At 66.3% G+C, this 25,078-nt stretch carries 25 protein-coding genes; 15 read left to right on the top strand and 10 right to left on the bottom strand.

Translation table 11 applies throughout. The annotated features are described in order from the left end of the window. Together PHX69_RS05870 and PHX69_RS05865 are read right to left on the bottom strand one after the other, a co-directional pair. The coding region (locus tag PHX69_RS05870) for a dihydroneopterin aldolase (RefSeq protein WP_119013628.1) at window positions 1-369 on the bottom strand (369 nt) is incomplete at its 3' end. A gap of 102 nt (window positions 370-471) precedes the next feature. Next, on the bottom strand, window positions 472-1,263 hold the full coding sequence (locus PHX69_RS05865; protein ID WP_288042791.1) for an SDR family oxidoreductase: 792 nt from the start codon (window positions 1,261-1,263) through the stop codon (window positions 472-474). A gap of 9 nt (window positions 1,264-1,272) precedes the next feature. Here PHX69_RS05865 and PHX69_RS05860 point away from each other — a divergent pair, with 9 nt between their 5' ends. The 3 genes from PHX69_RS05860 (at window position 1,273) to trxC (ending at window position 3,246) form a co-directional block, all read left to right on the top strand. Next, window positions 1,273-2,409 carry a class I SAM-dependent methyltransferase gene (locus PHX69_RS05860; protein WP_288042790.1) on the top strand — a complete coding sequence of 379 codons (1,137 nt, stop codon included), beginning with the start codon at window positions 1,273-1,275 and terminating at the stop codon, window positions 2,407-2,409. A gap of 25 nt (window positions 2,410-2,434) precedes the next feature. After that, window positions 2,435-2,629, top strand: a complete 195-nt coding sequence (locus tag PHX69_RS05855) for a DUF2905 domain-containing protein (protein ID WP_119013631.1) — start codon at window positions 2,435-2,437, stop codon at window positions 2,627-2,629. A 182-nt stretch (window positions 2,630-2,811) separates the two neighbouring features. Further along, entirely contained in the window at window positions 2,812-3,246 is a 435-nt protein-coding gene (gene trxC / locus PHX69_RS05850; RefSeq protein ID WP_288042788.1) for a thioredoxin TrxC, read from the top strand. On the opposite strand, the gene PHX69_RS05845 is transcribed toward trxC, so the two are convergent. Then, window positions 3,247-4,503, bottom strand: a complete 1,257-nt coding sequence (locus PHX69_RS05845) for a multifunctional CCA addition/repair protein (RefSeq protein WP_288042787.1) — start codon at window positions 4,501-4,503, stop codon at window positions 3,247-3,249. A gap of 34 nt (window positions 4,504-4,537) precedes the next feature. Between PHX69_RS05845 and PHX69_RS05840 the strand changes: the two genes are divergently transcribed. Then, on the top strand, window positions 4,538-4,993 hold the full coding sequence (locus tag PHX69_RS05840) for a hypothetical protein (protein ID WP_288042786.1): 456 nt from the start codon (window positions 4,538-4,540) through the stop codon (window positions 4,991-4,993). 89 nt (window positions 4,994-5,082) lie between these two features. On the opposite strand, the gene PHX69_RS05835 is transcribed toward PHX69_RS05840, so the two are convergent. The 3 genes from PHX69_RS05835 to PHX69_RS05825 form a co-directional block, all read right to left on the bottom strand. Continuing rightward, the gene (locus PHX69_RS05835; RefSeq protein WP_119013634.1) at window positions 5,083-5,391 is read right to left on the bottom strand and encodes an NIPSNAP family protein; all 309 of its coding nucleotides are present in this window, start codon (window positions 5,389-5,391) and stop codon (window positions 5,083-5,085) included. An 8-nt stretch (window positions 5,392-5,399) separates the two neighbouring features. Next, the gene (locus PHX69_RS05830) at window positions 5,400-6,092 is read right to left on the bottom strand and encodes a glutathione S-transferase family protein (protein ID WP_119013635.1); all 693 of its coding nucleotides are present in this window, start codon (window positions 6,090-6,092) and stop codon (window positions 5,400-5,402) included. Window positions 6,093-6,175: 83 nt separating this feature from the next. Then, a complete protein-coding gene (locus PHX69_RS05825; protein ID WP_119013636.1) occupies window positions 6,176-6,748 on the bottom strand; it encodes a 5-formyltetrahydrofolate cyclo-ligase in 573 nt (190 codons plus the stop codon). 14 nt (window positions 6,749-6,762) lie between these two features. Here PHX69_RS05825 and PHX69_RS05820 point away from each other — a divergent pair, with 14 nt between their 5' ends. Then, complete coding sequence (locus PHX69_RS05820) at window positions 6,763-8,799, top strand: lytic transglycosylase domain-containing protein (protein ID WP_288042785.1); 2,037 nt, start codon at window positions 6,763-6,765, stop codon at window positions 8,797-8,799. Window positions 8,800-8,831: 32 nt separating this feature from the next. Here PHX69_RS05820 and PHX69_RS05815 read toward each other — a convergent pair whose 3' ends face one another. Beyond that, window positions 8,832-10,226, bottom strand: a complete 1,395-nt coding sequence (locus PHX69_RS05815) for a phenylacetate--CoA ligase family protein (protein WP_288042784.1) — start codon at window positions 10,224-10,226, stop codon at window positions 8,832-8,834. Window positions 10,227-10,347: 121 nt separating this feature from the next. Next, window positions 10,348-11,277: an MBL fold metallo-hydrolase gene (locus PHX69_RS05810; RefSeq protein ID WP_288042783.1), complete on the bottom strand. Its 930-nt coding sequence runs from the start codon at window positions 11,275-11,277 to the stop codon at window positions 10,348-10,350. A 241-nt stretch (window positions 11,278-11,518) separates the two neighbouring features. Here PHX69_RS05810 and PHX69_RS05805 point away from each other — a divergent pair, with 241 nt between their 5' ends. Further along, window positions 11,519-12,424, top strand: a complete 906-nt coding sequence (locus tag PHX69_RS05805; protein WP_288042782.1) for an esterase/lipase family protein — start codon at window positions 11,519-11,521, stop codon at window positions 12,422-12,424. 96 nt (window positions 12,425-12,520) lie between these two features. On the opposite strand, the gene phhA is transcribed toward PHX69_RS05805, so the two are convergent. Further along, window positions 12,521-13,354, bottom strand: coding sequence for a phenylalanine 4-monooxygenase (phhA, locus tag PHX69_RS05800; protein WP_119013640.1), 834 nt, complete (start codon window positions 13,352-13,354; stop codon window positions 12,521-12,523). 83 nt (window positions 13,355-13,437) lie between these two features. Continuing rightward, on the bottom strand, window positions 13,438-14,583 hold the full coding sequence (gene hppD / locus PHX69_RS05795) for a 4-hydroxyphenylpyruvate dioxygenase (protein ID WP_288042781.1): 1,146 nt from the start codon (window positions 14,581-14,583) through the stop codon (window positions 13,438-13,440). Between the two features lie 196 nt (window positions 14,584-14,779). Between hppD and PHX69_RS05790 the strand changes: the two genes are divergently transcribed. From PHX69_RS05790 to glyS, 9 genes are all read left to right on the top strand, one after another. Continuing rightward, window positions 14,780-15,262 carry an Lrp/AsnC family transcriptional regulator gene (locus PHX69_RS05790; protein ID WP_119013641.1) on the top strand — a complete coding sequence of 161 codons (483 nt, stop codon included), beginning with the start codon at window positions 14,780-14,782 and terminating at the stop codon, window positions 15,260-15,262. A 140-nt stretch (window positions 15,263-15,402) separates the two neighbouring features. After that, on the top strand, window positions 15,403-16,143 hold the full coding sequence (locus PHX69_RS05785) for a GNAT family N-acetyltransferase (protein WP_119013642.1): 741 nt from the start codon (window positions 15,403-15,405) through the stop codon (window positions 16,141-16,143). 137 nt (window positions 16,144-16,280) lie between these two features. Continuing rightward, window positions 16,281-17,180: a CorC family transporter gene (locus tag PHX69_RS05780; protein WP_288042780.1), complete on the top strand. Its 900-nt coding sequence runs from the start codon at window positions 16,281-16,283 to the stop codon at window positions 17,178-17,180. Further along, window positions 17,180-18,808, top strand: a complete 1,629-nt coding sequence (lnt, locus tag PHX69_RS05775) for an apolipoprotein N-acyltransferase (protein WP_502958480.1) — start codon at window positions 17,180-17,182, stop codon at window positions 18,806-18,808. Before PHX69_RS05780 ends, lnt begins: the two co-directional genes overlap by 1 nt. 201 nt (window positions 18,809-19,009) lie before the next feature. Continuing rightward, entirely contained in the window at window positions 19,010-19,540 is a 531-nt protein-coding gene (gene fabA, locus PHX69_RS05770) for a 3-hydroxyacyl-[acyl-carrier-protein] dehydratase FabA (protein WP_119013645.1), read from the top strand. Next, entirely contained in the window at window positions 19,537-20,751 is a 1,215-nt protein-coding gene (fabB, locus tag PHX69_RS05765) for a beta-ketoacyl-ACP synthase I (RefSeq protein ID WP_288042779.1), read from the top strand. Before fabA ends, fabB begins: the two co-directional genes overlap by 4 nt. A 237-nt stretch (window positions 20,752-20,988) precedes the next feature. Continuing rightward, a complete protein-coding gene (locus PHX69_RS05760) occupies window positions 20,989-22,062 on the top strand; it encodes a type II asparaginase (RefSeq protein WP_119013647.1) in 1,074 nt (357 codons plus the stop codon). Window positions 22,063-22,287: 225 nt separating this feature from the next. Next, entirely contained in the window at window positions 22,288-23,238 is a 951-nt protein-coding gene (glyQ, locus tag PHX69_RS05755) for a glycine--tRNA ligase subunit alpha (protein WP_288042778.1), read from the top strand. A 20-nt stretch (window positions 23,239-23,258) separates the two neighbouring features. Beyond that, the coding region (gene glyS, locus PHX69_RS05750) for a glycine--tRNA ligase subunit beta (RefSeq protein WP_288042777.1) at window positions 23,259-25,078 on the top strand (1,820 nt) is incomplete at its 3' end.

Genomic DNA, 25,078 nt, shown 5'->3' with positions numbered 1-25,078 from the left:
CCACTGTCCGGTTTCCATGCGGATGGCGACTTCGCAGTCGTCAAAAATTTCCAGTTTGGCGATTTTCACGCGCACGCCGCGCACGCCGGGCAGTTGCATCAGCCGCTGGGCCAGTTTGCCGATCAGGCTCTCCAGCAGGTTGACGTGCTCGGCGGTGCACTCGTCGATGATGATCTGGCGCACTTTGCGGTAGTCCAGCACGTGCGCGATGTCGTCGTCGCGCGGCGCCAGGGGCTGCACGCCCAGGCTCAGCTCGGCATCGACCTGGATGGGCTGGGGCGCGCTTTTTTCGTGCGCGAGGATGCCCAGGTTGGCGTCAAAGCGCAAACCGGTGAGCGTGAGGATCTGGGTACCTGCAACGTGGGTCATATCAAAAACCAAAAGCAAAAAAGGGGCAGGCGTTGGCCTGGGTCGTATCCAAAAAAGCGCCAGCGCTGCCACCGGCGATCACCGCAGCGCACCACGGCACGCTCACATCAGCGAAAAATCGCGCTCAAACTTCATCAGGTGCTGGCCGCCATCGACCAGCAGTGTGGTGCCCGTCAGGGCGCGGTTGGCCAGCGCAAACTGCACGGCGCTGGCCACGTCTTCGGGGGTGGACGAGCGCCCCAGCGGACTCAGGCGGTGCAGTTGCTGGAATTTTTCGTCGCTCAGCAGGTGGCTGGTCAGGGTCAGGCCCGGCGCCACGCCCACCACGCGCACGCGCGGCGCCAGCGCCATGGCCAGCATGGTGCCAGCGGCCTCCAGCGCGGCTTTGGAGAGCGTGTAGCTCAAAAAATCGGGGTTCTGGTTCCACAGCTTCTGGTCGAGCAGGTTGACCACGGCGCCTTGCGCATCTGCCTCGCCCGCAGCGGCGCGGGCCTGCAGGTGGGCGTGCAGCGCCTGCGCCAGCACGATGGGCGCGCCGGTGTTGCTGCGCAGGTGCTGCTCCAGCGTGGCAAAGCCGAAGCTGGCCGCGTCGTCGTGCTCGAACAGCGAGGCGCTGTTGACCACGGCGTCCACAGCACCAAAGTGCGCCACCACGCGCGGCAGCAGCGCACGCACGGCGGCTTCGTCAGAAAAATCTGCTTCAAAATGGGCACTGGCGCCCGACAGGCTTGCGCAAGCAGCTACGGTTTCAATAGCATCCTGGGTGGACGCGCGGTAGTGCACGGCCACCTGCCAGCCGCCCGCTGCCAGCGTCAGGGCAATCTGGCGGCCCAGGCGCCGGGCGGCGCCCGTGACCAACACGGTGCGGGGGCGGGGGCAGGAGGGGGAGGACATTCGGGGACAATGCGGGCCGTGACAACAGAACCAACAAGTTTAACGAGCGCCCTGCACGCCCACATCGCGCAGGCCATTGCATCATCTGGCGGCTGGATCGGCTTTGACCGCTTCATGCAGCTGGCCCTGTACGCGCCGGGCATGGGCTACTACGCCGGCGCGCTACCCAAGTTTGGCGCCATGCCCCAGTCGGGCAGCGACTTTGTGACCGCGCCCGAGCTCACGCCGCTGTTTGGCCAGACGCTGGCCGCGCAGGTGGCCGATGCCCTGGCGCACACCGGCACGCACGAGGTCTGGGAGTTTGGTGCGGGCTCGGGCGCGCTGGCGCTGCAATTGCTCGATGCGCTGGGTGACCAGGTGCAGCGCTACACCATCGTCGATCTGTCGGGCAGCCTGCGCGCGCGCCAGCAGGCGCTGCTGGCGGCGCACGCGCACAAAGTGCGCTGGCTGGACGCGCTGCCCGCGCAGATGGAAGGCGTCATCGTCGGCAACGAGGTGCTGGACGCCATGCCCGTGCAGCTGATCGCGCGCCACGGCGGCGCACAAGGCGGCGTCTGGCATGAGCGCGGCGTGGTGCTGGACGCGCAAGGTGCCTTCGCCTGGCAAGACCGCCCCACCGACCTGCGCCCGCCCCTGGACATTGACGGCCCGCACGACTACCTGACCGAAATCCACCCGCAGGCCGAAGCCTTCATCCACACCCTGGGCGACCGGCTGGTGCGCGGCGCGGCCTTCTTCATCGACTACGGCTTTGGCGAGGGCGAGTACTACCACCCCCAGCGCCACATGGGCACGGTGATGTGCCACCGCGCGCACCAGGCCGACGACAACCCGCTGCTGGATGTGGGCCTGAAAGACATCACCGCCCACGTCAACTTCACCGCCATGGCGCTGGCCGCGCAAGACCAGCCCCTGCCCCCCGACCAGGCGTGGAGCGTGCTGGGCTACACCACGCAGGCGCACTTTTTGATCAACTGCGGTTTGCTAGCAAAAATGGAGCTAGAACCGCTGGCTGGCCGGGCGCTGGCGGCCAAATTGATCATGGAGCACGAGATGGGCGAGCTGTTCAAGGTGTTGGCGCTGTGCAAGGGCCAGCCCTGGGATGCGGTGGGTTTTACCCACGGCGACCGTACCCACCGCTTATGAGCGGCCAAGCCGTCCGAGGCGCGCCATGATCCGCTGGCTGATCGTGATTTTTCTGGCGCTAGTGCTGATCAACGGCCTGGCGCCCTGGCTGCGCAAACTGGGGCTGGGGCGGCTGCCGGGGGATTTTCACTTTCGCCTGTTTGGCCGCGATTGGTTTATTCCGCTGGCCAGCACCGTGCTGTTGAGCCTGGTGCTGAGTTTGGCGGTCAAGTGGTGGTAGTGCTCTGGAGCTATAAGCAAACCGGCCTCTCCGCCTTGCTGGATATGCGCTGGCAGCTCTCTTTTTTGTAGCTTTTGTGCTGTGGCAGGCGCGCTGGCAGGTGGCTGGGTGGGGGGCCTGCGGCTTGAATTCGGGCCTGCATGGCCCGATGTCTGGCGCATTGCCTTTTTTGAAAGCACCCCATGACCGAAGCCTTGCACATCGTTTGCCCGCACTGCCACACCACCAACCGCGTGCAGGCTGCGCAGTTGCACAGCAACCCCGACTGCGGCAGTTGCCACCGCCCGCTGTTCACCGGCGAGCCGCTGGCGCTGGATGCGGCCACGTTTGCCAAGCACACCGGGCGCAGCCATATCCCGGTGCTGGTCGATTTTTGGGCGCCCTGGTGCGGGCCGTGCCGCCAGATGGCCCCGGCGTTTGCCCAGGCCGCACAGCAACTGGAGCCGCAGGTGCGCCTGGCCAAGCTCGATACCGAGGCGCACCCGCAGGTGGCGGCGCCCCACCACATCCGCAGCATTCCGACGATGGTGCTGTTCAAAGGCGGCAGCGAGGTGGCGCGCATCTCGGGCGCACTGGGGGCGGCTGACATCGTGCGCTGGGTGCGCGCAGCGCTGTAATCAGGCGTTGTCTGCGGCGGCCAGGCCCGGCCAGGCCGCTACGGCCTGCACCCGGGCCGCGTGTATCCATTCACCCACTTTTTGGCCTGTAACGCCCGCCGCTGCTGCGCGATCAGCTATCACACTGGTAGCAACCGACTGCACCGCCGCCAGTGCAGCATTCAGCCGTGGGCGCTGCGGGTAGGCGGATTCCTCGAAGTGCAGGCGCCCGCGCGCGTCGCATTCGCAGGCCAGCAAAACCCCATCAAAGCGCGCGGGTTTGCGGATGGCGTCGCAGCGCTCCAGCAGGCGCACCAGGGCGGCGGCTTGGAGGTCGCTGCTGCGGTGGATGTTGCCGTGCTCGCGGGCCACCACGTCGGCCAGCTCGCGGCAGTCGGTGGGCACGCGCAGGCGCCCGGCCAGTGCCTTGAGCAGTCTGGCGCTGCGCTGCTCGTGGCCGATGTGGCGCGGCAGCACATCGGGCGGCGTCGTGCCCTTGCCCAGGTCGTGCGTGAGGCAGGCAAAGCGCACGGCCAGCGGCGCCTCTAGCCGCGCGGCCATGTCCAGCACCATCATCAGGTGGATGCCGGTGTCGATTTCGGGGTGGTACTCGGCGCGCTGGGGCACGCCCCACAGGCGGTTCACCTCGGGCAGCACCACGGCCAGCGCGCCGCATTCGCGCAGCACCTCGAACATGCGCGAGGGCTGCGCCTCCATCAGCCCGCGTGAGAGTTCCTGCCAGACGCGCTCGGCCACCAGGTGGTCGGCCTCGCCGTGCTGCACCATCTCGCGCATGAGCTGCATGGTTTCCGGCGCCACGGTGAAGTCGGTAAAGCGCGCGGCAAAACGCGCCACGCGCAGGATGCGCACCGGGTCTTCGCGAAAGGCATCGGTGACGTGGCGCAACACCTTGTTGTGCAGATCGCGGGCGCCGCCATAAGGGTCGAAATGGCCTTCGAGGCCCGCTGGGTCTGCGCTGACAGCTATCGCATTGATAGTGAGATCGCGCCGCGCCAGGTCTTCTTCCAGCGTCACGTCGGGCGAGGTCTGGATGACAAAGCCCCGGTAGCCGCGCCCGGTTTTGCGCTCGGTGCGGGCCAGGGCGTATTCCTCGCGCGTGTGCGGGTGCAAAAACACCGGAAAGTCGCGCCCCACGGGCAGGTAGCCGCGCGCCACCATGTCTTCGGGCGTGGCGCCCACCACCACCCAGTCGTGGTCATTGACCGGGCGGCCCAACAGGCGGTCGCGCACCGCGCCGCCAACCATGTAGATTTTCATGGGCGGCAGTGTAGGCGCTGGCAAAATCCTTCGCATGTCCTTGTCCCGCTCCCTCACCATTGCCCAGTTGAACCCCGATGGCAGCGTGCCGATTCCGCCTGCGCCCGACGCCGCTGCCAACGCCGCCGCCCAGGCCCTGGCGCGCGAGGCCCAGTTCGATGCCCTGCAAGCCAAGGTGGTGGCGCTGGAGGAGGTGCTGGCCAAGCCTTTGACCGACATCCTGGCCGACCGCAGCAAAGCCCTGGAAGCGGCCAGCGCCTGGGATGCGTTTGGCGCCATGTGGATGCTGTCGCAGCGCGCCATGCGCCAGGTGGCCATGGATTTGGCCGCGCAGCTGGGCGTGAGCGAGGCCGAGGTGGTGGCGCGCGCCCTGGCCAACGCCAACCGCGTGCTCAACACCGAAGACGAAGACCTGGGCGGCACCATCGCCCCGGTGCAACTGGCGCACATTGCCCGGCACAAGCCGTATCTGCGCAAGCAGTTCAGGTAGTCCGCGCATGTGGGTGGCGCAAGCCTGCGGCCGTTTTGCGGTACGGTGATCGTTTCTGGCCCCTGGCCTGATGCGGGGCCAGGGGCTTTTCAAGAAAACACCGGCCTGAAAAAGCTGCGTTCGTAGCTGACGATGCAGTCGGTTTCTTCGGCATAGCGGAACGCGGCTTGGCAGGCCGCGTCCTGCATCGACTGCTGGCGGTACACCTCGTAGGCCGCGAGGCTGTCAAAAGTGAACAGGGCGAGGGCGATGTTGTTGGCGCCCTCGCTGGGCATGAAGTAGCCGTGGTGCTGGCCGCCGAATTTTTCGACCAGCGCAATCCACAGTTTTCCGTAGTGCTCAAATTCTTGGAGCTTGCGGGGGTTGAGCACGTAGCGCAGGGAGATGGTGACGGCCATGGTGCGGTTCAGCCTTGTGTGGGTTGCAGGCGGTAGGGTTCTTCAAAGTCCAGAAAGTCCTGCTCGGCCAGGGCCTCATCGATCCAGGCTTTCACGCCGGGCAACTCGCGCACGCGCTGCACGTAGGCGGCGATGTGGGCTGGCAGGGGCAGGGCGTAGCTGTGCAGGCGCATGCACACGGGGGCAAAGTAGGCGTCGGCGATGGAGAACTCGCCAAACAACATCGGGCCGCCGTGCTCTTGCAGCAGGGCGCTCCACATCTGCACCAGCCGCTGCACATCGGCGCGCACGCCAGGCTGGTCGCGCCAGATCAACGCGCCGGCGTGGGCCAAATCGGCCTCGATGTTCATGGGGCAGTGGCTGCGCAGGGCGGTGAAGCCGCTGTGCATTTCCGCGCAGACGCTGCGGGCGCGCGCGCGGGTCTGGGGGGCTGCGGGCCAGAGTTGCTTGTCGGCCCAGGTTTCTGCCACGTACTCGGCAATGGCCAGCGTATCCCAGACGATCAGGTCGCCGTCCACCAGCACGGGCACCTTGCCGGTGGGGCTGACGGGGCCCAGTGCGCGTTTGAACTCGGAGCTGGCATCAAAGCTGTCAAAGCGTACGAACACTTCGTTGAAGGCGATCCCGGCCTGGCGCAGCAGCACCCAGGGGCGCATGGACCAGGACGAGTAGTTTTTATTGCCGATATACAGTTGGAGCATGGTGGGCACCTGTCGATGGGACGCAAAAAAAGTGAGTCCACCATGCTAGCGGCATGGGCGGGCACCACGGCCAGGTTGGTGGCTCAAATGGGCCAGACCACGCCGTTGTCGTTGAGGATGGCGTCCAGCGGCAGGTCGTGCGGCTCGGGTTCGAACTCGTCGAGGTAGCCGTGCGTGTAGCCCAGCCCCACGGTGAAGGGGCGTGGCTGCAACGTCGCCAGGGTACGGTCGTAAAAACCGCCGCCGTAGCCCAGCCGGTAGCCGCCCGGCCCATAGCCCACGCAGGGCACAAACAAGAGCGTGGGCACGATCAGCTCGGTGTCTTTGGGCTTGGGGATGCCGTAGGCATCTGCTTCCATCTCGCAGCCCGGGTACCAGGCGTGGAAGGTGAGCGTTTTGTGCTGTTTGTTCACCACCGGCAGGCCGATGCGGCGGCGCTGGGGTTCGTCCAGCAGTTCGCCGTCTTCCTTCCAGCGGTGCAGGGCGGGCAGCGGATCGAACTCCCCCTTGATGGGCCAGTAGGCGCCAATCACGGCATCGGGCCGGTGGATGAGCCAGATGCGCATCACCCGCTGTAGCAGGTCAGCGCGTTCCAGGCGGTCAGGCAGATTGAGGCGTTGTTCAACCAGAGTGCGGCGCAGGGCTGCTTTGTCCATCACATAATTCCCCCATGCAATTGCCCAAGATTCTGACACCCCTGGCCGCCAGCGCGCTGCTGGCCTGCGCGGCGCTGCCCGCCGCTGCACAAACCCAGGTCGCTACCGCCTTGCCTGCGGGCGCCAACGCCAGCACGCAGCCGCCTGCCCAAGGCGACGATGTCATCAAAGAAATGCAGCAGGCGTTTCGCAAGAAAGACAGCCGCAAGCTCACGCAGCTGCTGCCCCTGGCGCGCGGCCATGTGCTGGAGCCCTGGGCCGCTTATTGGGAACTGCGTGTGCGCCTGGAAGAGGCGCAGCCCGCTGAAATCACCGGCTTTTTGCAGCGCTTTGCGGGCACCTACCAGGAAGACCGGCTGCGCAACGACTGGCTGCTGCTGCTGGGCCAGCGCCGCGACTGGGCCCGCTTTGCCGAGCAGCATCCGCAGTACCGCATGTCCGACGACCGCGAAGTGCGCTGCTACGCGCTGGCCATCGACCTGGTGCGCGGCACCTCGCCCGAGGGTGCGGCGCAAGAGGTGCTGCGCCACTGGAACGGCCTGCGCGATGCCGACGACGGCTGCACCCACGCTGCGGGCGAATTTTTTGCCGCGCGCCAGTTGTCGGCGCTGGACGTGTGGCGCGAGGCGCGCCTGAGCGCCGAGGCCAACCGCCCCCGCGCGGTGCGCAATGCCGTGGCCATCGTGGCGCCCGAGGTGCTCAACCAGGTGGCCGAGCTGCACGACAAGCCCGCCCAGTTCCTGCGCGCCCGCGCCACAGCCCCCACGCGCCAGCGCCAGGAGCTGGTGGTGCTGGCCCTGATCCGCCAGGCCGCCAGTGACCCCGATGTCGCCGCCGAGCTGCTGGAGAACAAATGGGGCGTGCATCTGAGTGCAGAAGAGCGCCACTGGGTCTGGGGCGTGATCGGCAAGCAGGCAGCGCTGCGCCTGTCGCCTTCCGCGCAGGGGTATTTCAACAAAGTCGGCAAAGACCAGGACTTGAACGACGACCTGCTGGGCTGGAAGGTGCGCAGCGCCCTGCGCGCCGGGCAGTGGCGCACCGTGCGCCGCGCCATCGAGGCCATGAGCGAGCCCACGCGCCAGGACAGCACCTGGGCCTACTGGGAGGCGCGCGCCCTGCTGGCGGGCCAGCCCAGCGAGGCCGATCGCACCCGTGCCCGCAGCCTGCTGGAAGGCATTGCCAGCCCGCGCGGTTTTTACGAGCAGCTGGCCCTGGAAGACCTGGGCCAGCGCATCACCGTGCCGCCCGCGCCCGCGCCGCTGACGGCGCAAGAAAAAGCCGCTGCCCGCGCCAACCCGTCGCTGAACCGGGCGCTGTACGCCATTGCCGCTGGCCTGCGCAGCGAAGGCACGCGCGAGTGGAACTACGCCACCAACCTGCACGCGCCCGGTGGCATGGCCGACCGCGAGTTGCTGGCCGCTGCCGACCTGGCCTGCCAGCGCGAAGTCTGGGACCGCTGCATCAACACCAGCGAGCGCACCCGCGCCGTGATGGACTTTGGCCAGCGCTACCCCATGCCGTTCCAGAGCGCCGTGGTGGCGCGCAGCCAGGGCATCGGGCTGGACCCGGCCTATGTGTACGGCCTGATCCGCCAGGAGAGCCGCTTCATCATGGATGCGCGCTCGGGCGTGGGCGCTTCGGGGTTGATGCAGGTGATGCCCGCCACGGCGCGCTGGACGGCCAAGAAAATCGGCCTGAACGGCTTCACCCCCGAGCAGATCAACGACCGCGACACCAACATCACCATCGGCACGGCCTACCTCAAGCTGGCGCTGGACGACTTTGCCGGCTCCATGCCCATGGCCGCCGCTGCCTACAACGCCGGCCCGGGGCGCCCGCGCAACTGGCGCAATGGCCCGGTGCTGGACGCCGCCATCTGGGCCGAAAACGTGCCCTTCACCGAGACGCGCGATTACGTCAAGAAGGTGCTGGCCAACACCACCAACTACGCCGCCATCCTCACGGGCCAGCCCCAGTCTTTGAGAAGCCGCCTGGGCGTGGTCGGCCCGCGCGATGGCGCCCTGGCCGAGGTCAACAAAGACCTGCCCTGAGCAGCCTGCGGTGCGCCTGGGCGGGCGCGCCCTCAGCCCTGCGGTGCCGCCACGATGCGGCAGGCCTTGCCGCTGCGCCCGCGCGGCACGCTCTGGCCCAGCAGAACGCACACCTCGATGGGGGCAGCGCCCATGGCCGTGGCAAACGCTTGCAGCGCGGCGCGGCTGCGCACCAGGGCGCGTTCTCCGGCTGCGCCCTCCAGTGGCAGGTGCAGTTCCAGCGTGCGGTCATCGATCTGGCACAGGTAAAAGTCAAACACCCCGGCGCAATCTTCCATCACGGTCGATAGCGCCAGGGGCAGCAGCGTCACGCTCTCGCCGTTGCTGCCCGCCAGCACCAGGGGTTCGTCGTGGCGGCCCTGCACTTCGATCACGGGCAGGGGTGAGCCGCAGGTGCAGCGCTCGGCGTGCAGCGTGACGTGGTCGCCCAGCTCGTAGCGGATCAGCGGCTGCACGGTGTTGGCCAGGTTGGTCAGCAGCACACTGTGCGAGGGCTGGCCTGCGGGCACGGGCCGGTGGTGCTCATCCACGGGCTCCAGAATCACCCAATCGGCGTTCAGGTGCATCTGGCCGTGCGCGCATTCCCAGCCCATGGCCAGAAACTCCGAGGCGCCGTAGCTGTTGCGCACGGCGCCTTTCAGGTGGCGGGCAATGTGTGTGCGGGCGGCGCTGCCCAGGCACTCGCCCCCTGTCCAGATTTCGCGCGGGGCGATGTGCAGGGTGCCGCGCAGGGCCTCGTCGGCCAGCAGGGTTGCTGCCGTGGGGTAGGTGGCGATGACGGTGGGGCCAAACGCATTGAGCGCCTGCACCAATGCCGATAACGGCTCCATGATCGAAAAGCTGCGCGTGCTGCACGCCAGCCAGGGGTTGATGGCGCACAGCCGCAGCACCGAGACGTAGCTGGCAAAGTGCCCGTCCAGCGCGCCGATGAAGGCGGTGCGATCGGTCATGCCCAGCGGGTTCCACCAGGGCGGCGGGGGCTTGGGCGGCGGGCTGCGGCGCAGGGCCTCCAGGGCGTCGTACACGGCCATGGTCTGGGCGTCTTGCACAAAGATGCCGGGCTGGCCGCTGGTGCCCGAGCTTTCCCACACCAGGTAGCGCCCCAGCCAGGGCTGGCCGATGCGCGCAGGGTCGGCGGTGAAAGCCTGCAACGCATCGAGCTTCAGGCGGGGGTCGGTCACCCAGCCGGAAAAATCCGCCATCAGTTGCGCGCGCGTGACCACGGGCAGCTGCTGTAGCGGGGTGTGGGCTGTGGTGCCCGCTGGCCACAGCCGCTGGTACAGGCGCGAGCCGCGCAGGGTCGTCTCCATCAGCAGAGCCAGCCGGGTGCGCTGGCGCTGCGCTATGTCTTGCGGGGTGCCACGCTGGGCCACGGCTACGTCCAGCGACACGGTGGACAGGCGCAGCGGGTCGAACACGGTATTCATGCCGGGTGGGGCGCGCGGGCGCCTTGGGCGGTGGAGATCAGCGTGGACATCGGCGCTCCTTGGTGGCTAACGGTGGCATCCATCATAGAAGCCCCGGCCCGGGCGCCTGCCGCGTGCGGGTCTATGCGTTGTGCAGCAGCTCGCCCTGGCGTGTGGCGGCGCCCGAGCGCACCAGGTCGTCGGCCAGGCTGTGCAGCCAGGCGGTGAGGGCCTGATCGCCAAAATAGCGCTGGTGCAGCAGGCCGAAGTAGGGCGTGGCGCTGGCCCAGGCGCTCAGGTCGGTCAGCGAGATCTGTTGCCACTCCAGCAGCTTGTATTTCAGCAGCACCTTGGCCGCGTACAGCGCGTGTTTGGCCGGCGTGCGCGCAAAGCCGTCGAGCCTGCGGCGCGCGACTTCCAGCGCCCGGGGCGTGTCGGTAAACACGGCGCCGTGGCCCGGAATGACGGTGCGTGGCCCCAGGCGCTCGATCAGGTCGAGCGTGGCGGCCACTTCGGCAAAGGCCGCTTCGCCCTCCAGTTCGGGAAAGACCACGCCAAAGCCGTTCTCCCACAGCGCATCGCCCGAGATCAGGACGCGCGCGTGTGGCTCGAACAGCACGATGGCGTGCGTGTCGTGCCCCGGCGCGGCGTGGATTTGCCAGGGCACATCGCCCAGCACCACCTCGGTGCCCGGCTGCAAGAGCGCATCGGCGCGGAACGGCGGGCACTCCTGGCCGGTGGGGGTGTAGCTCAGGGCGTAGGCGTCCCAGTGGTGTACGTGCGCGGCTTGGCCGGGCGGGATGCTGGTGTGCGCTCCGGGCCAGTGCGCTTGCAGCGCGGCATTGCCGCCGCAGTGGTCGCTGTGCAGGTGGGTGTTGAGGATGCGCTCCAGTGCGCGCCCCTCCAGCGCGCTGGCCAGCAGCGCCACGGTTTGCGCGGCATGGGCGCAGTAGCCGGTATCGACCACGGCGGTGCCCGAGTGTTTGCCGCGAAAGACGATGTGGTTGGCCGACAGCCAGCCGCGTTCCAATACAGTGATTTCGGGCGGTAGGCCCCGTGTGGTGTGCGCCATTAGCTATCAAATAAGGAGTGATTCGGGCGGGCGTGCAGGCCACCGGGTGAAACAGTCCGCCGGTGGGTGGCTCTGCGGCCATCGCCTGCACCCGGGCGCAGGCCCCCTATTGTTCAAGCAATGGGCCCGCGCGCGCCAGCGGGCTTGCCCCAGTATGGTGTGCCGTGCGCGGGTCGGTGTGCCGGGGCTGGGTGCTGGCGCCCCGGTTGCACAATGCAGTTTTTGAAGGATGGCCACCACCATGATCGCCCGCTTGCAGCAGTTCTGGACGTTGTCGCTCATCGCGGGCCTGGCCTGGTGGTGTTGGCGGGTGTGGCCGCAGTCGCCTGCGTGGGCGCTGGCGGGGCTGGCGTGGGCCGGGTTGTGCCATGCGCTGGTGATTGGCACGCAGTTTGTCTGCATGCACCGCATCAACCGCGAGGATGCCGCCCCCCGCGCGCGCTGGCCCGCACTGCTGCGCGCCTGGTGGGCCGAGGCCGGGGCCATGCTGGTGGTGTTTTGCTGGCGCCAGCCGTTTCGCAGTGCCAGCTGCCCCGACTGGCTGCCTGCCACGCCCACGGGCCGGCGCGGCGTGGTGCTGGTACACGGGTTTTTGTGCAACCGGGGCGTGTGGTTGCCCTGGATGGCGCCGCTGCGCGCCGGTGGCCACGCTTTTGTGGCGGTGAACCTGGAGCCGGTGTTCGGCCCCATCGACGGCTACGTGGCGCAGATCGAAGCGGCCGTGCGCCGCGTCACCGAGGCCACCGGGCAGCCGCCGGTGCTGATTGGCCACAGCATGGGCGGGCTGGCCGCGCGCGCCTGGCTGCGGGCAGCGGCGCAGACCGACGCCCAGGCCGATGCCCGCATCCACGGCGCCATCACCCTGGGCACACCGCACGCGGGCACCTGGTGGGGGCGCTACAGCCGGGCGCCCAACGGCCAGCAGATGCGCCTGCACAGCGATTGGCTGGCGCAGTTGCAGCGCCAGGAGCCGCCCCAGCGCGCGGCGTTGTTCACCTGCTGGTATTCCAACTGCGACAACATTGTTTTTCCGGCCAGCACGGCGGCGCTGCCCGGTGCGCACCACCGCTTGATCGGCGGCGTAGGCCACATGCAGATGGCCAGCCACCCCCAGGTCATGCAGGCCTGCCTGCAAGCGCTGGACTGAGCCGCTGCCCAGGGCGCGGCAGGGCTCTTTGCTACTGTTTGAGTAGCTGCCAGCGCACACCAGCCGGGCGCTGGAGGCCCAAAACAGTTGAAATTTTCAGGCGCTGTCGCGCTGGTCGGCTGCGTACTCGGGCAGTGCCCGCACGCGCTCGTACACCGGGGCAAAGTCGGCGGCGGTCATGTCAAAAAGCTGCTCAAAGCTGTCGATGACGAAGTAGGTCTGCTGGTAGGTGTCGATCTTGTAGCGCGTGCGCATGGTGCGTTCCAGTTGCAGCGGCAGGCGCTGGGGCGCGGGGCTTTGCACCGAGTACGCCAGCTCCCCCGCCGAGCTGAGGATGCCCGCACCGTAGGCGCGCAAACCGTCGCTTTGGCGGATCAGGCCGAACTCAATGGTGTACCAGTACAGGCGCGACAGCAGCTCGCAGGCGCCCAGGCCCTGCGCCTTCAGGCCGCCTTGGCCGTAGCGCTGCACATAGTCGGCAAACACCGGGTTGAACAGCAGCGGCACATGGCCAAACAGGTCGTGAAAAATGTCGGGCTCGACGATGTAATCGAACTCTTCGGGCGTGCGAATCCAGTCGGTCACCGGAAATTTGCGGTTGGCCAGCAGCGTGAAAAAAGGCACCTCGGGAATCAGCCCCGGCACGGCCACGATCTCCCAGCGCGTGGCGCGGTACAGGCGCTCGTTGATTTCTTCAAAGCGCGGGATGCGGTCTTGGGCGCCCAGCGAGGGCAGGGCGGCGATGAACGCATCGCTGGCCAGCCCGGGCAGCAGGGCCGACTGGCGCTCGTACAGGCGCCGGTAGGTGTCGTGGTCGGCGCTGGTGTAGCGGGCAAAGTCTTGCGCACAGGTGTAGTCGGCACCAGCGCGGGCGTAGTCGCCACGCGGTGGGCGTTCGCTGGCGCCATAGACGACGGGTTCGACGGCCATGGGAGTCTCCTTTTTTTCTGCGAAGCCACCGCAGCGCAACAGCCTGCGGTGGCGGGCGCGGGCTCTGGTGGCCCGCATGGGCATCAGGCGCTGGTGGGCGCTTGCAGCACGCCACGGCGAATCTGGTCGAGTTCAATCGACTCGAACAGCGCCTTGAAGTTGCCGTTGCCAAAGCCATCGTCGCCCTTGCGCTGGATGAACTCGAAGAAGATGGGGCCGAGCTGGTTCTCGCTGAAAATTTGCAGCAGCAGCGCATCTTTCTTGCCGTCGATGAGGATTTTGCGCTCGCGCAGGGCGGCCAGTGGCTCGCCGTGGCCAGGGATGCGTTTTTCCACCAGTTCGTAGTAGGTGTCGGGGGTGTCCAGCAGGCGCACGCCGCTGGCGCGCAGCTTGTCCACCGTGGCATACAGGTCGTCCGAGCCCATGGCGATGTGCTGTATGCCCTCGCCGTTGTACATGTCCAAATATTCCTGGATCTGGCCGGGCTTGTCTTTGCCTTCTTCGTTGATGGGGATGCGGATCTTGCCGCAGGGGCTGGTCATGGCCTTGCTCTTGACGCCCGTGACCTGGCCTTCGATGTCGAAGTATTTGATCTCGCGGAAGTTGAACAGGCGCTCGTAAAAGCTGGCCCACTCCGCCATGCGGCCCCGGTGGACGTTGTGCGTGAGGTGGTCGATGTAGGTCAGGCCATGGCCGAAGGGGTGCAGGGCTTGTTCGGCGCTCAGGCCGGGCAGGGCCTCGAAGTCCACATCAAAAAAGCCGATGTTGCCGATGTCGCCGGGCTGCGCACCGTTTTTGCCGCGCCAGCGGTCTACCAGGTAAATCAGGCTGTCGCCAATGCCCTTGATGGCAGGAATGTTCAGCTCGCCCGGGCCGGCTTTGCCCGCGTAGCCCCAGGCGCCCAGGTTGATGGCGCGCTCGTAGGCGGCCTTGGCGTCGTGGACGCGGAACGCAATGGCGCAGACGCTGGGGCCGTGCAGGCGTGCAAAGCGCTGGGCAAAGCTGTCGGGCTCGGCGTTGATGATGAAGTTGATAGTGCCCTGGCGGTACAGGGTCACGTTTTTGTGGCGGTGGCGGGCCACGGCCTGGAAGCCCATGCTCTCGAACACGCGGCCCATGGCGGCGGGGTCGGGGGCGGCGTATTCGATGAACTCGAAGCCGTCGGTGCCCATGGGGTTGTCCCAGGCGGCAGTGTCTTGCGGGGGGTGGGTGGGCAACGTGGCGTTCATGGTGTCTCCGGTGGTAGTGGGTCGGTGCGTGTGGCGCACAAGGTATGCACTGTAGGCGCGTGTTACAGCAGTTTTTTGGAAAAACAATGGCTTTACAGGTGCTCTTTTGCAGGAAAGATGTGAAAAATTATGTTTTGAAGCATGATTTTTTTGCCGCTTTCTGGCTGTGCCAAAGTGCTTCGTAAAATGGGCCGCCATGAACGCCCCCCAAGCCCTGGACAAGCTGGACAAAGCCATCTTGCGCCGCCTGCAAGACAATGGCCGCGAAACCTATGACGTGATCGGTGCGCAGGTGGGTTTGTCGCCCAGTGCGGTGCTGCGCCGGGTCAAGCGGTTGGAAGAGACGGGCGTGATCGACCGCTACGTGGCCCTGGTCACTCCCGAGGCCGTGGGTCTGGGGCTGACGGCTTACCTCAACGTGCGCCTGGAAAAAAACACCGAAAGCCACAAGCGCAACCCCATGGACTTGTTCCGCGCGAGCGTGCAGACCTGGCCCGAGGTGGTCGAATGCGCCGCCCTGACCGGCGAGATGGACTACCTGCTGCGCGTGGTGGTACAGGACATGGCGCACTACAGCCGCTTCATCATGGACACCCTGCTCAAGCACCCCAGCGTGCAGGACTGCAAGACCAGCTTTGTGCTGGACCGCGTCAAAACCACCACCGCTGTGCCGGTGTAGCACCGCCTCCGGGCCGCGCGCAGTGGCCCCTTTACACGTAAGCGCCTGATTTCATTCAGGAACCGGGTATTTTCCCTAATTTGTTGCAGTGCAACAAAAAAAGCTTGGCGAGTTAAGGGAAAACCCTTAGAGTTGCTCCCATGATCCCAACCAAAGACTGGCTCAGGGCATCCTGGGGTGCTGGCATTGATCTGCTGCGCCCAGTGAGCGACCGGGAAACCGGCGATGCCCTTCCCCACCACGCCCCCAGGGTTCCGGTGGTGGTTCCCATCCGTTCTCTGGGTGCCACGTACCGCGATCGCATTGCGGCCCACCTGCTGGCATTGCCCCCCGCCGACCGCTACCTGCGCTTTGGCTACGCCGCCAACGACGACCAGATTCGCCGCTACGTGGCCCAGCTGGACTTTGAGCGCGATGAAATTTTTGGCGTCTATAACCGGCGCCTGGAGCTGGTGGCCATGGCCCACCTGGCGTTTGCCGAGCACCCCGAGCACAGCCAGTGCGCCGAGTTTGGCGTGTCGGTGCTGGGCAAGGCGCGCGGCCGTGGTCTGGGTGCTCGCCTGTTCGATCGCGCCATCATGCATGCGCGCAATGAGGGCGTTCACATGGTGTTCATCCATGCGCTGTCCGAGAACACGGCCATGCTCAAGATTGCCCGCAACGCCGGTGCCACGGTTGAGCGCGATGGTTCCGAGTCCGAGGCCTACCTGGCCCTGCCGCCCGCCAACCTGGACTCGCGCGTGAGCGAAATCGTCGAGCAGCAGTGGGCCGAGATGGACTACCGCCTGAAAAAGCAGGCCAAGCAGTTCTGGGACTTTCTGGCAGGCGTGCAAGAGGTGCGCCAGGGCGTGCGCGCCGCGCGCCACCAGTCTGCTGAATAAAGAAGCAGTGAACACAGGCAGGCCCGGGTGGCTTGCCTGCGCCGGGGCAGCGCGGGCGGGGCGCTGGCGGCGTATTGCCACAGCAATCCGGTATCCTAGACGCCCGTTTCACTACCGCACGTCCTGCACCCAAGGCTGTGTCAGACCCCTCCCCCGCGCGCCTTCCTGACAGAGAAGACAAGCGCACTTTTCTGCAAAAAGTCGTCGAATTCATCCACCCCGGCCCCGACTCGCGGGCCGAGCTGATCGGGGTGCTGGCCGATGCGCAAGACAACGCTGTCATCGACCCCGAAGCGCGCACCATGATGGAGCGCATCCTGCACCTGTCTGACCTGACCGTGGGCGACGTGATGGTGCCCACCCCGCGCATGGACATGCTGCACATCGACGCCCCGCTCGATGCGCTGCTGCAAGTGGTCATCAGCACCGCGCATTCGCGCTTTCCGGTGTACGAGGGCGAGCGCGAGAACATCATCGGTATTCTGATAGCCAAAGACCTGCTCAAGCTGCAACGCACGCCGGGGCTGCCGGTGCGCTCTTTGCTGCGCCCGGCCACTTTTGTGCCCGAAACCAAAGCGCTCAACGATTTGCTGCGCGACTTTCGCAGCAACCGCAACCACATGGCCATCGTCATTGACGAGTTTGGCCGCGTGGCCGGGCTGGCCACCATCGAGGATGTGCTGGAAGAGATCGTCGGTGAAATCGAGGACGAATTCGATCTGCCCGAGGACGAGGGCGACATCCTGCCCATGGGCGACCAGACCTACCGCGTGCGCGGCGATGCGCCCATCGAGCGTGTGGCCGAGGCCCTGGGCGTGGCCATCGTGGGCAGCGATCCCGACCTGTCCTTTGACACCATCGGTGGCCTGGTGGCCCATGAAGTGGGCCACGTGCCCAAGCGCGGCGAGCAATTGCAACTGTGCGGCCTGCAATGGGTGGTGCTGCACACCAAGGGCGGTGCGGTGCGCTGGTTCAAGGTGGCCGCTCCCGCGCCAGACGCGGGCGCTACCCACGCCGACACCCCGCTGGCGGGCTGATGGCGTTGGCCACCGCATCCGCGCCGGCACTGGCCCCTGTGACCGCGCCATCCACATCCGTGGCCATCAGCGCGCCGCGCGCTGCGCGCTGGCACTGGGCGCTGGCGCTGCTGGCCGGGCTGGCGCAGGCGGCGTCGCTGGCGTTGCCGGGCAGCGGTGCGCCGCAAGGCGGGCTGCAGTGGCTGTCTTTGGCCGCGCTGGCCTGGCTGGTGCGCCCTGCCACACCCTGGCGGCGTGCAGCCGCACTGGGCGGGGTGTTTGCCACGGCCTGGCTGGTGGGCGTGTTCTGGTGGCTGTTCATCTCCATGCACACCTATGGCGGTCTGGCGGCGCCGCTGGCAGTGCTGGCGGTGCTGGGTCTGGCGGTGTTTCTGGCCAGTTATTACGCCCTGGTTTTAGGGCTTTTTGCGGCTCTGGCGCCCGCTGGTCGTGCGCGAGCAGCTATTGTTTTCGGAGCGCTTTGGCTGCTGGCCGAATTGGCGCGCGGCACCTGGTGGACGGGCTTTCCGTGGGGCGCCAGCGGTTACGCCCATGTCGATGGGCCGCTGGCTGCATTGGCGCGCACCGTGGGTGTGTACGGCATCAGCAGCGTGGCCGCCATGCTGGCCATGCTGCTGGCCCAGGTGCGCCGCAGCGATGTGCGCAGCCCCCGTGCCTGGGCGCTGGCCGCCGCGCTGCTGGCCGGGTTGGGCGCACTGGCCTGGCAGCGCCACTGCGCCATCGAACAATGCGGTGCCCCGGCATCGGCGCCCACGCCCGCCCTGAGCCTGGCGCTGCTGCAAGGCAACATCCCGCAGGATGAGAAATTCCAGCCCGGCAGCGGTGTGCCCCTGGCGCTGCGCTGGTATGCCGAGCAACTGCACAGCGCGCAGGCGCAGCTGGTGGTGGCACCCGAAACGGCCATCCCGCTGCTGCCCCAGCAGCTCATGCCGGGCTACCTGGAGGCCATCGCGCAGCGCTACACCCAGGGCGGACAGGCCGCGCTGGTAGGCATGCCCCTGGGCGATCTGGAGCAGGGCTATACCAACTCCGTGCAGGGCTGGCGCCCGGGCCAGAGCGCGCCCTACCGCTACGACAAACACCACCTGGTGCCATTTGGCGAGTTCATACCGCCGCTGTTTCGCTGGTTTACCGAGTTGATGAACATTCCCCTGGGCGACTTCCACCGGGGCAGTCTGCGCCAGACGCCCTTTGTGTGGCGCGGCGAGCGCATCGCACCCAACATCTGCTACGAAGACCTGTTTGGTGAAGAGCTGGGCGCGCGTTTTGCCGACCCGGCCCAGGCGCCCACGGTGTTCGTCAACCTGAGCAACATCGGCTGGTTTGGCGACAGCGTGGCCATCGACCAGCACCTGAGCATCAGCCGCATGCGCGCCCTTGAATTCGAGCGCCCCATGGTGCGCGCCACCAACACCGGCGCCACGGCCATCATCGACCACCGCGGCGTGGTCACGCACCAGCTGGCGCGCGCCACGCGCGGCGTGCTCACGGGGCAGGTGCAAGGGCGCAGCGGCGCCATCACACCGTATGCGGCCTGGGTGTCGCGGTTTGGCCTGTGGCCGCTGTGGATTTTTGGCGCTGGGGTGGTCTTGGCAGCGTGGGTGCTGCGTCGCCAGGGGCGGCACTGAGGTGCGCAGTGCGCGGTCTGGCAGGTGCTGGGCTGCTTGATCCAGGTCATGGGGCGCACCCGAGGCCGCGCTGCCATAGGGGCGCTTGCTATCGCCGGGTGCGCCCAGTGCCTTGATAATAGGCGGCTGTGATTGCTTGCGCCCGGCGCAGGCTGTGAAAAATCGAGGTGGCCCGGCCGCCGTTCTGGAGCACGACTGAAAATGGCAGATTCCTTTTCCTACGACCAATTGATCGCCTCGGGCGAGGGCCGGCTGTTCAGCCCGGACAGCGGGCGTCTGCCGCTGCCGCCCATGCTGATGTTCGACCGCATCACGCACATCGACGCCGATGGTGGTGCCCACGGCCTGGGCAAAATCCGCGCCGAGCTGGATGTCAAGCCCGACCTGTGGTTCTTTGCCTGCCACTTCCAGGGCGATCCGGTGATGCCGGGCTGCCTGGGGCTGGATGCCATGTGGCAGCTCATTGGCTTCTATTTGACCTGGCTGCAACTGCCGGGCCGGGGTCGTGCACTGGGTGCGGGCGAGGTCAAGTTCACCGGCGAAGTGGGCCCGGACGTGAAGCTGGTCACCTACGAGATCGACATCAAGCGCGTCATCAAACGCAAGCTGTGCATGGCCATTGGTGATGCGCGCCTGCTGGCCGATGGCAAAGAAATTTACGTGGCCAACGACCTGCGTGTGGGCTTGTTCAAACGCGAGGAAGACGGCGCAGCACAAGGAGCCGCAGCATGAAACGGGTCGTCATCACCGGCACGGGCATCGTCTCGTGCATTGGCAACGACAACGCCACCGTCACCCAGGCCCTGCGCGAGAGCCGCTCGGGCATCCGCGCCATGCCGCAGTTCACCGAGCTGGGCATGCGCAGCCAGGTGGCGGGTGTGCCGCAAATCAACCTCGAAGAGCGTATTGACCGCAAGCAACTGCGCTTCATGGGCGATGCAGCAGCCTACGCGCACATTGCGTTGGCCGATGCCATTGCCGCCTCGGGCCTGACGCCAGCCCAGGTGTCGAACCCGCGCACCGGCCTCATCATGGGCTCGGGCGGCGGTTCGCCAGCCAACCAGATTGAAGCGGCTGACATTCTGCGCAGCAAGGGCATTCGCCGCGTGGGGCCTTACCAGGTCACGCGCTGCATGAGTTCGACGGTGTCGGCCTGCCTGTCCACCAACTTCGCCATCAAGGGCATCAACTACTCCATCACCTCGGCGTGCAGCACCTCGGCGCACTGCATTGGCGCAGCGGCCCAGCAAATTGCCTGGGGCATGCAGGACGTGATGTTTGCCGGTGGCGGCGAAGAAGTCACCTGGGGCATGGGCCTGCTGTTTGACGCCATGGGCGCCATGTCCAGCGCCTACAACGCCACGCCTGAAAAAGCATCGCGCGCCTACGACGCCCACCGTGACGGCTTTGTGCTCTCGGGCGGCGGCGGTGCCGTGGTGCTCGAGAGTCTGGACCACGCCCTGGCGCGCGGTGCCACCATTTTGGGCGAGGTGATCGGTTTTGGCGCTACTTCCGATGGTGCCGACATGGTCGCGCCCTCGGGCGACGGCGCCGTGGCCTGCATGCGCCAAGCCATCGCCACGGTAAACGAGCCCATTGACTACATCAACACCCATGGCACTTCCACGCCCGTGGGTGATGTGCCCGAGTTGCGCGCCATCCGCGAAGTATTTGGCGATGCCATTCCGCGCTTTTCGTCCACCAAGTCGCTCACTGGCCATTCGCTGGGTGCCACGGGCGTGCAAGAGGCCATTTACTGCCTGTTGATGTTGCAGCAGGGCTTTATTGCCGGCTCGGCCAACATCGAAACGCTGGAGCCCGCCGCCGAAGGCATGCCGCTGGTGCGCCAGACGGTGGATGCGCCCATTCGCACGGCCCTGTCCAACAGCTTCGGCTTTGGCGGCACCAACGCCAGCCTGGTACTGCGCCGCTGGGACTGCTAAACCCGCGCCCCGTTCTCCCTGCCAAAGCCTGCCTGCGTGTCATTGCGCAGGCAGGCTTTTTGCTTTTTCCATCGGTGGCGCGCAAAACATTCAGGGGGAAATTTTTTGCAAGATTTCAGTAAATGTTTGATTTAACTGTGTGCCAATTACCCATAAGATGGTGTATCTGCCCAAAAAGCAGGTGCGGCTAATCCGCTTCATCAGCGGGTTCTGATCCATCCTTCGGAAAGCTCACTCATGCACATTTCCTCCCCCATCTCCCGTCGCTGGTTCGCTGGCGTCGTGCTGTCGGCCCTGTCTGCTGTGGCCATGGCCCAGGCGGCCCAACCCCATGTGGTGGTGCTGGCCACTGGCGGCACCATTGCCGGTGCGGGTGCATCGGCGGCCAACAGTGCCACCTATGCTGCCGCCAAAGTGCCTGTGGACAAGCTGCTGGCGGGCTTGCCCGAGTTGAGCAGCGTGGCCAAAGTCTCGGGTGAACAGGTGTTTCAGATCGCCTCCGAGAGCTTTACCAACGAGCATCTGCTCAAGCTGGGCCAGCGCGTATCTGCCCTGAGCAAGCAGCCCGATGTGGACGGCATCGTCATCACCCACGGCACCGATACCCTGGAAGAAACTGCCTACTTTCTGAGCCTGGTGGTTCACACCACCAAGCCGATTGTGGTGGTGGGATCGATGCGGCCTGGCACGGCCCTGTCGGCAGACGGCGCCCTGAACCTGTATGACGCCGTGAGCGTGGCCGCCAGCAAGGACGCGGCGGGCAAGGGCGTGTTGGTCACCATGAACGACGAGATCCAAAGTGGCCGTGATGTGAGCAAAACCATCAACATCAAGACCGAGGCCTTCAAGAGCCAGTGGGGGCCGCTGGGCATGGTGGTAGAGGGCAAGAACTACTGGTTCCGCGCCCCGGTCAAGCGCCACACCATGAATTCCGAATTCAACATTGACGACATCAAGGCCCTGCCTGCCGTGGACATCGTGTATGGCTACAGCAACATGAACACCACCGGCATCGAAGCCTATGGCAAAGCGGGCGTCAAAGCGCTGGTGCATGCAGGCACTGGCAACGGCTCGGTGGCCGCGCAGGCGGTGGATTCGCTCAAGGCCCTGCGTGCCCAGGGTGTGCAGATCGTGCGCTCGGCCCGTGTGCCCGATGGCTTTGTGCTGCGCAACGCCGAGCAGCCCGATGACAAATACGATTGGGTGGTTGCCCACGACCTGCGTCCCCAAAAGGCCCGCATCCTGGCCATGGTCGCACTGACCAAAACCAATGACAGCAAAGAGTTGCAACGCATCTTCTGGGAATATTGATCTTCTGCCAGAAGGCCCGGGGGCAACCTGCCTGGCGCCTGCCATTTGACAAGGCCAGCACCCCCAAAGGGCGCTGGCCTTTGTTGCTGGGGGGCTGCGCAATCGGTCGGCGTGCCACCTGCACCCTAAAATCAGGGGCTGTACGTGGGCTGGCATTGCCAGCGCGCGTCTTTCTACCCTTTCTTATTGCCAGGCCCTGGCCCTGCCAGAGTGCCTCTCAAAGCCATGTTGACCTTCCAGCAAATCATCTTGAAGCTGCAGTCCTACTGGGATGCCCAGGGCTGCGCGCTTTTACAGCCCTACGACATGGAAGTGGGCGCCGGTACGTCGCACACCGCGACGTTTTTGCGCGCCATCGGCCCTGAGCCCTGGAAGGCTGCCTACGTGCAGCCCAGCCGCCGCCCCAAGGATGGCCGCTATGGCGAAAACCCCAACCGCTTGCAGCATTACTACCAGTTCCAGGTGGTTTTGAAGCCCGCACCCGCCAACATCCTGGAGCTGTACCTGGGCAGCCTGGAGGCGCTGGGCTTCGATCTGAAAAAGAACGACATCCGCTTCGTGGAAGACGACTGGGAAAACCCCACGCTAGGCGCCTGGGGCCTGGGCTGGGAAGTCTGGCTCAACGGCATGGAAGTGACGCAGTTCACCTATTTCCAGCAGGTGGGCGGCATCGACTGCAAGCCCGCCACGGGCGAAATCACGTATGGCCTGGAGCGCCTGGCCATGTACCTGCAAGGCGTGGACAACGTCTACAACCTGACCTGGACGGAAGGCGCTGACGGCACCAAGCTGACCTACGGCGATGTGTACAAGCAAAACGAGGTCGAGCAGTCCACCTACAACTTTGAGCACTCGGACGCCGATTTTCTGTTTACCGCCTTCAACGCCCACGAAAAGCAGGCCCAGCACCTGATGCAAGAGCAACTGGCCCTGCCCGCCTACGAGCAGGTTTTGAAGGCTGCGCACAGCTTTAACTTGCTGGACGCGCGCGGCGCCATCAGCGTGACCGAGCGCGCTGCCTACATTGGCCGCATCCGCAACCTGGCACGCGCCGTGGCCAAGAGCTACCTTGACAGCCGCGCCCGCCTGGGCTTTCCGATGGCGCCCCGGGCCTGGGCCGAGGAGGTGCTGGCCGAACTGGACAAGGCCCAGCAGCAACAGAAAAAAGCAGCCTGAGGCGACGCAAGAGAAACACCATGACCCATCCGAATTTGCTGGTTGAACTGTTTGTTGAAGAGCTGCCCCCGAAGGCGCTGCAAAAACTGGGCGACGCCTTCGCTGGCGTGTTGCTGGCACAGTTGCAGGCCCAGGGGCTGGCCGCGCCGGACGCTGTGCTCACCGCTTACGCATCGCCGCGCCGCCTGGCTGCACACATCAGCGCCGTGGCACCGCAGGCCGCTGACAAGGCCCAGTCGCAAAAACTCATGCCCGTGGCCGTGGGCCTGGACGCCGCAGGCAACGCCACCCCCGCATTGCTGAAAAAGCTGGCCGCGCTCGGGGCCGATGTGTCCGACCCCGCCGCTGCCGTGGCCGCGCTGCAACGCGCCCCCGATGGCAAGGCAGAGGCTCTGTTCCACCACAGCACTGTGCGCGGCGCCACGTTGGCCGAGGGCCTGCAAAAAGCGCTGGACGAGGCCGTGGCCAAACTGCCCATCCCCAAGGTGATGCGCTACCAGCTCGCCGCAGGCTGTGACATGCCAGGCTGGAGCAGTGTGAGCTTTGTGCGCCCCGCGCACGGGCTGGTGGCACTGCACGGCAGCGACGTGGTGCCCGTGCAGACGCTGGGCTTGACGGCAGGCAACGCCACCCAGGGCCACCGTTTCGAGGCTGCCGTCTCGCCCGTAGTGCTCCAGGATGCCGACAGCTATGCCGGGCAGCTGCGCACGCAGGGCGCCGTGATCGCCTCGTTCACCGAGCGCAAGGCCGAGATTGCCCGCCAGTTGCAGGCCGCCGCAGCCCAGGTGGGTAGCGGCGCCCGCCCCATCGAAGACGATGCGCTGCTGGACGAAGTCACCGCGCTGGTCGAGCGCCCCAACGTGCTCATCTGCGCTTTTGAGCCAGAGTTTCTCGACGTGCCGCAGGAGTGCCTCATCCTCACGATGAAGGCCAATCAAAAATACTTCCCGCTGCTCGACGCTGCGGGCAAGCTGACCAACCAATTCCTGGTAGTGAGCAACATCAGCCCCGAAGACACCAGCTTTGTGACCGGCGGCAACGAGCGCGTGGTGCGCCCGCGCCTGGCCGATGCCAAGTTCTTCTTCGACCAGGATCGCAAGAAAACGCTGGCCTCGCGCGTCGATGGCCTGGGCAAGGTGGTCTACCACAACAAGCTGGGCACGCAAGGCGAGCGCGTGGAGCGCGTGCGCGCGATTGCCAAAGCCATTGCCACGCAACTGGGCGATGCCAAGCTGGTGCAGGACGCCGACCTGGCCGCCCAACTGGCCAAGACCGACCTCGTGACCGACATGGTGGGCGAGTTCCCCGAGCTGCAAGGCACCATGGGCCGCTACTACGCGCTCAACGACGGCCTGGGCGAGACGATTGCCGACGCCATCGAAGACCACTACAAACCGCGCTTTGCCGGAGACAGCCTGCCGCGCAACCTGGCGGGCGTGGTGGTGGCGCTGGCCGACAAGCTCGAAACGCTGGTGGGCATGTTCGGCATTGGCAACCTGCCCACAGGCGACCGCGATCCGTTTGCGCTGCGCCGCCACGCGCTGGGCGTGATCCGCATGCTGGTCGAGAAAGACCTGCCGCTGGATTTGCAAGCGCTGCTGGCCAGTGCCGTGCCCGCATTCGGTGACAAGATTCAGGATGCCTCGGCGCAACTGGCCGAGTTCATCTACGACCGCCTGGCGGGCAACCTGCGCGAGCAGGGCTACAGCGCGCAAGAGGTCGATGCCGTGCTGGCGCTGCGCCCACAGCGCCTGGCGCTGGTCGGTCAGCAGCTGGCGGCAGTGCGCGCCTTTGCTGCGCTGCCCGAAAGCCCGGCCCTGGCCGCCGCCAACAAGCGCGT

It is taken from the genome of Simplicispira sp. (genome assembly GCF_028687295.1).
Lineage (GTDB): Bacteria > Pseudomonadota > Gammaproteobacteria > Burkholderiales > Burkholderiaceae_C > Simplicispira > Simplicispira metamorpha.
The sequence above is the reverse complement of the archived record's forward strand: the minus strand, read 5'-3'. Positions and strand labels throughout refer to the sequence as shown.

Excerpts from the sequence above, each read along its gene's own strand:
- PHX69_RS05810 (WP_288042783.1), bottom strand. The coding sequence starts at position 11,277 with ATGGCGCACACCACACGGGGCCTACCGCCCGAAATCACTGTATTGGAA.
- PHX69_RS05835 (WP_119013634.1), bottom strand. The coding sequence starts at position 5,391 with ATGGCCGTCACCATCTCCCTGCGCTACGTGCTCAACCCCCGCAAGCTC.
- fabB (WP_288042779.1), top strand. The coding sequence starts at position 19,537 with ATGAAACGGGTCGTCATCACCGGCACGGGCATCGTCTCGTGCATTGGC.
- PHX69_RS05865 (WP_288042791.1), bottom strand. The coding sequence starts at position 1,263 with ATGTCCTCCCCCTCCTGCCCCCGCCCCCGCACCGTGTTGGTCACGGGC.
- fabA (WP_119013645.1), top strand. The coding sequence starts at position 19,010 with ATGGCAGATTCCTTTTCCTACGACCAATTGATCGCCTCGGGCGAGGGC.
- glyQ (WP_288042778.1), top strand. The coding sequence starts at position 22,288 with ATGTTGACCTTCCAGCAAATCATCTTGAAGCTGCAGTCCTACTGGGAT.
- PHX69_RS05805 (WP_288042782.1), top strand. The coding sequence starts at position 11,519 with ATGATCGCCCGCTTGCAGCAGTTCTGGACGTTGTCGCTCATCGCGGGC.
- phhA (WP_119013640.1), bottom strand. The coding sequence starts at position 13,354 with ATGGCCGTCGAACCCGTCGTCTATGGCGCCAGCGAACGCCCACCGCGT.
- PHX69_RS05825 (WP_119013636.1), bottom strand. The coding sequence starts at position 6,748 with ATGGACAAAGCAGCCCTGCGCCGCACTCTGGTTGAACAACGCCTCAAT.
- PHX69_RS05785 (WP_119013642.1), top strand. The coding sequence starts at position 15,403 with ATGATCCCAACCAAAGACTGGCTCAGGGCATCCTGGGGTGCTGGCATT.
- PHX69_RS05860 (WP_288042790.1), top strand. The coding sequence starts at position 1,273 with ATGCGGGCCGTGACAACAGAACCAACAAGTTTAACGAGCGCCCTGCAC.
- PHX69_RS05855 (WP_119013631.1), top strand. The coding sequence starts at position 2,435 with ATGATCCGCTGGCTGATCGTGATTTTTCTGGCGCTAGTGCTGATCAAC.
- lnt (WP_502958480.1), top strand. The coding sequence starts at position 17,180 with ATGGCGTTGGCCACCGCATCCGCGCCGGCACTGGCCCCTGTGACCGCG.
- PHX69_RS05840 (WP_288042786.1), top strand. The coding sequence starts at position 4,538 with ATGTCCTTGTCCCGCTCCCTCACCATTGCCCAGTTGAACCCCGATGGC.
- PHX69_RS05830 (WP_119013635.1), bottom strand. The coding sequence starts at position 6,092 with ATGCTCCAACTGTATATCGGCAATAAAAACTACTCGTCCTGGTCCATG.
- PHX69_RS05845 (WP_288042787.1), bottom strand. The coding sequence starts at position 4,503 with ATGAAAATCTACATGGTTGGCGGCGCGGTGCGCGACCGCCTGTTGGGC.
- PHX69_RS05790 (WP_119013641.1), top strand. The coding sequence starts at position 14,780 with ATGAACGCCCCCCAAGCCCTGGACAAGCTGGACAAAGCCATCTTGCGC.
- PHX69_RS05820 (WP_288042785.1), top strand. The coding sequence starts at position 6,763 with ATGCAATTGCCCAAGATTCTGACACCCCTGGCCGCCAGCGCGCTGCTG.
- PHX69_RS05760 (WP_119013647.1), top strand. The coding sequence starts at position 20,989 with ATGCACATTTCCTCCCCCATCTCCCGTCGCTGGTTCGCTGGCGTCGTG.
- hppD (WP_288042781.1), bottom strand. The coding sequence starts at position 14,583 with ATGAACGCCACGTTGCCCACCCACCCCCCGCAAGACACTGCCGCCTGG.
- PHX69_RS05815 (WP_288042784.1), bottom strand. The coding sequence starts at position 10,226 with ATGAATACCGTGTTCGACCCGCTGCGCCTGTCCACCGTGTCGCTGGAC.
- trxC (WP_288042788.1), top strand. The coding sequence starts at position 2,812 with ATGACCGAAGCCTTGCACATCGTTTGCCCGCACTGCCACACCACCAAC.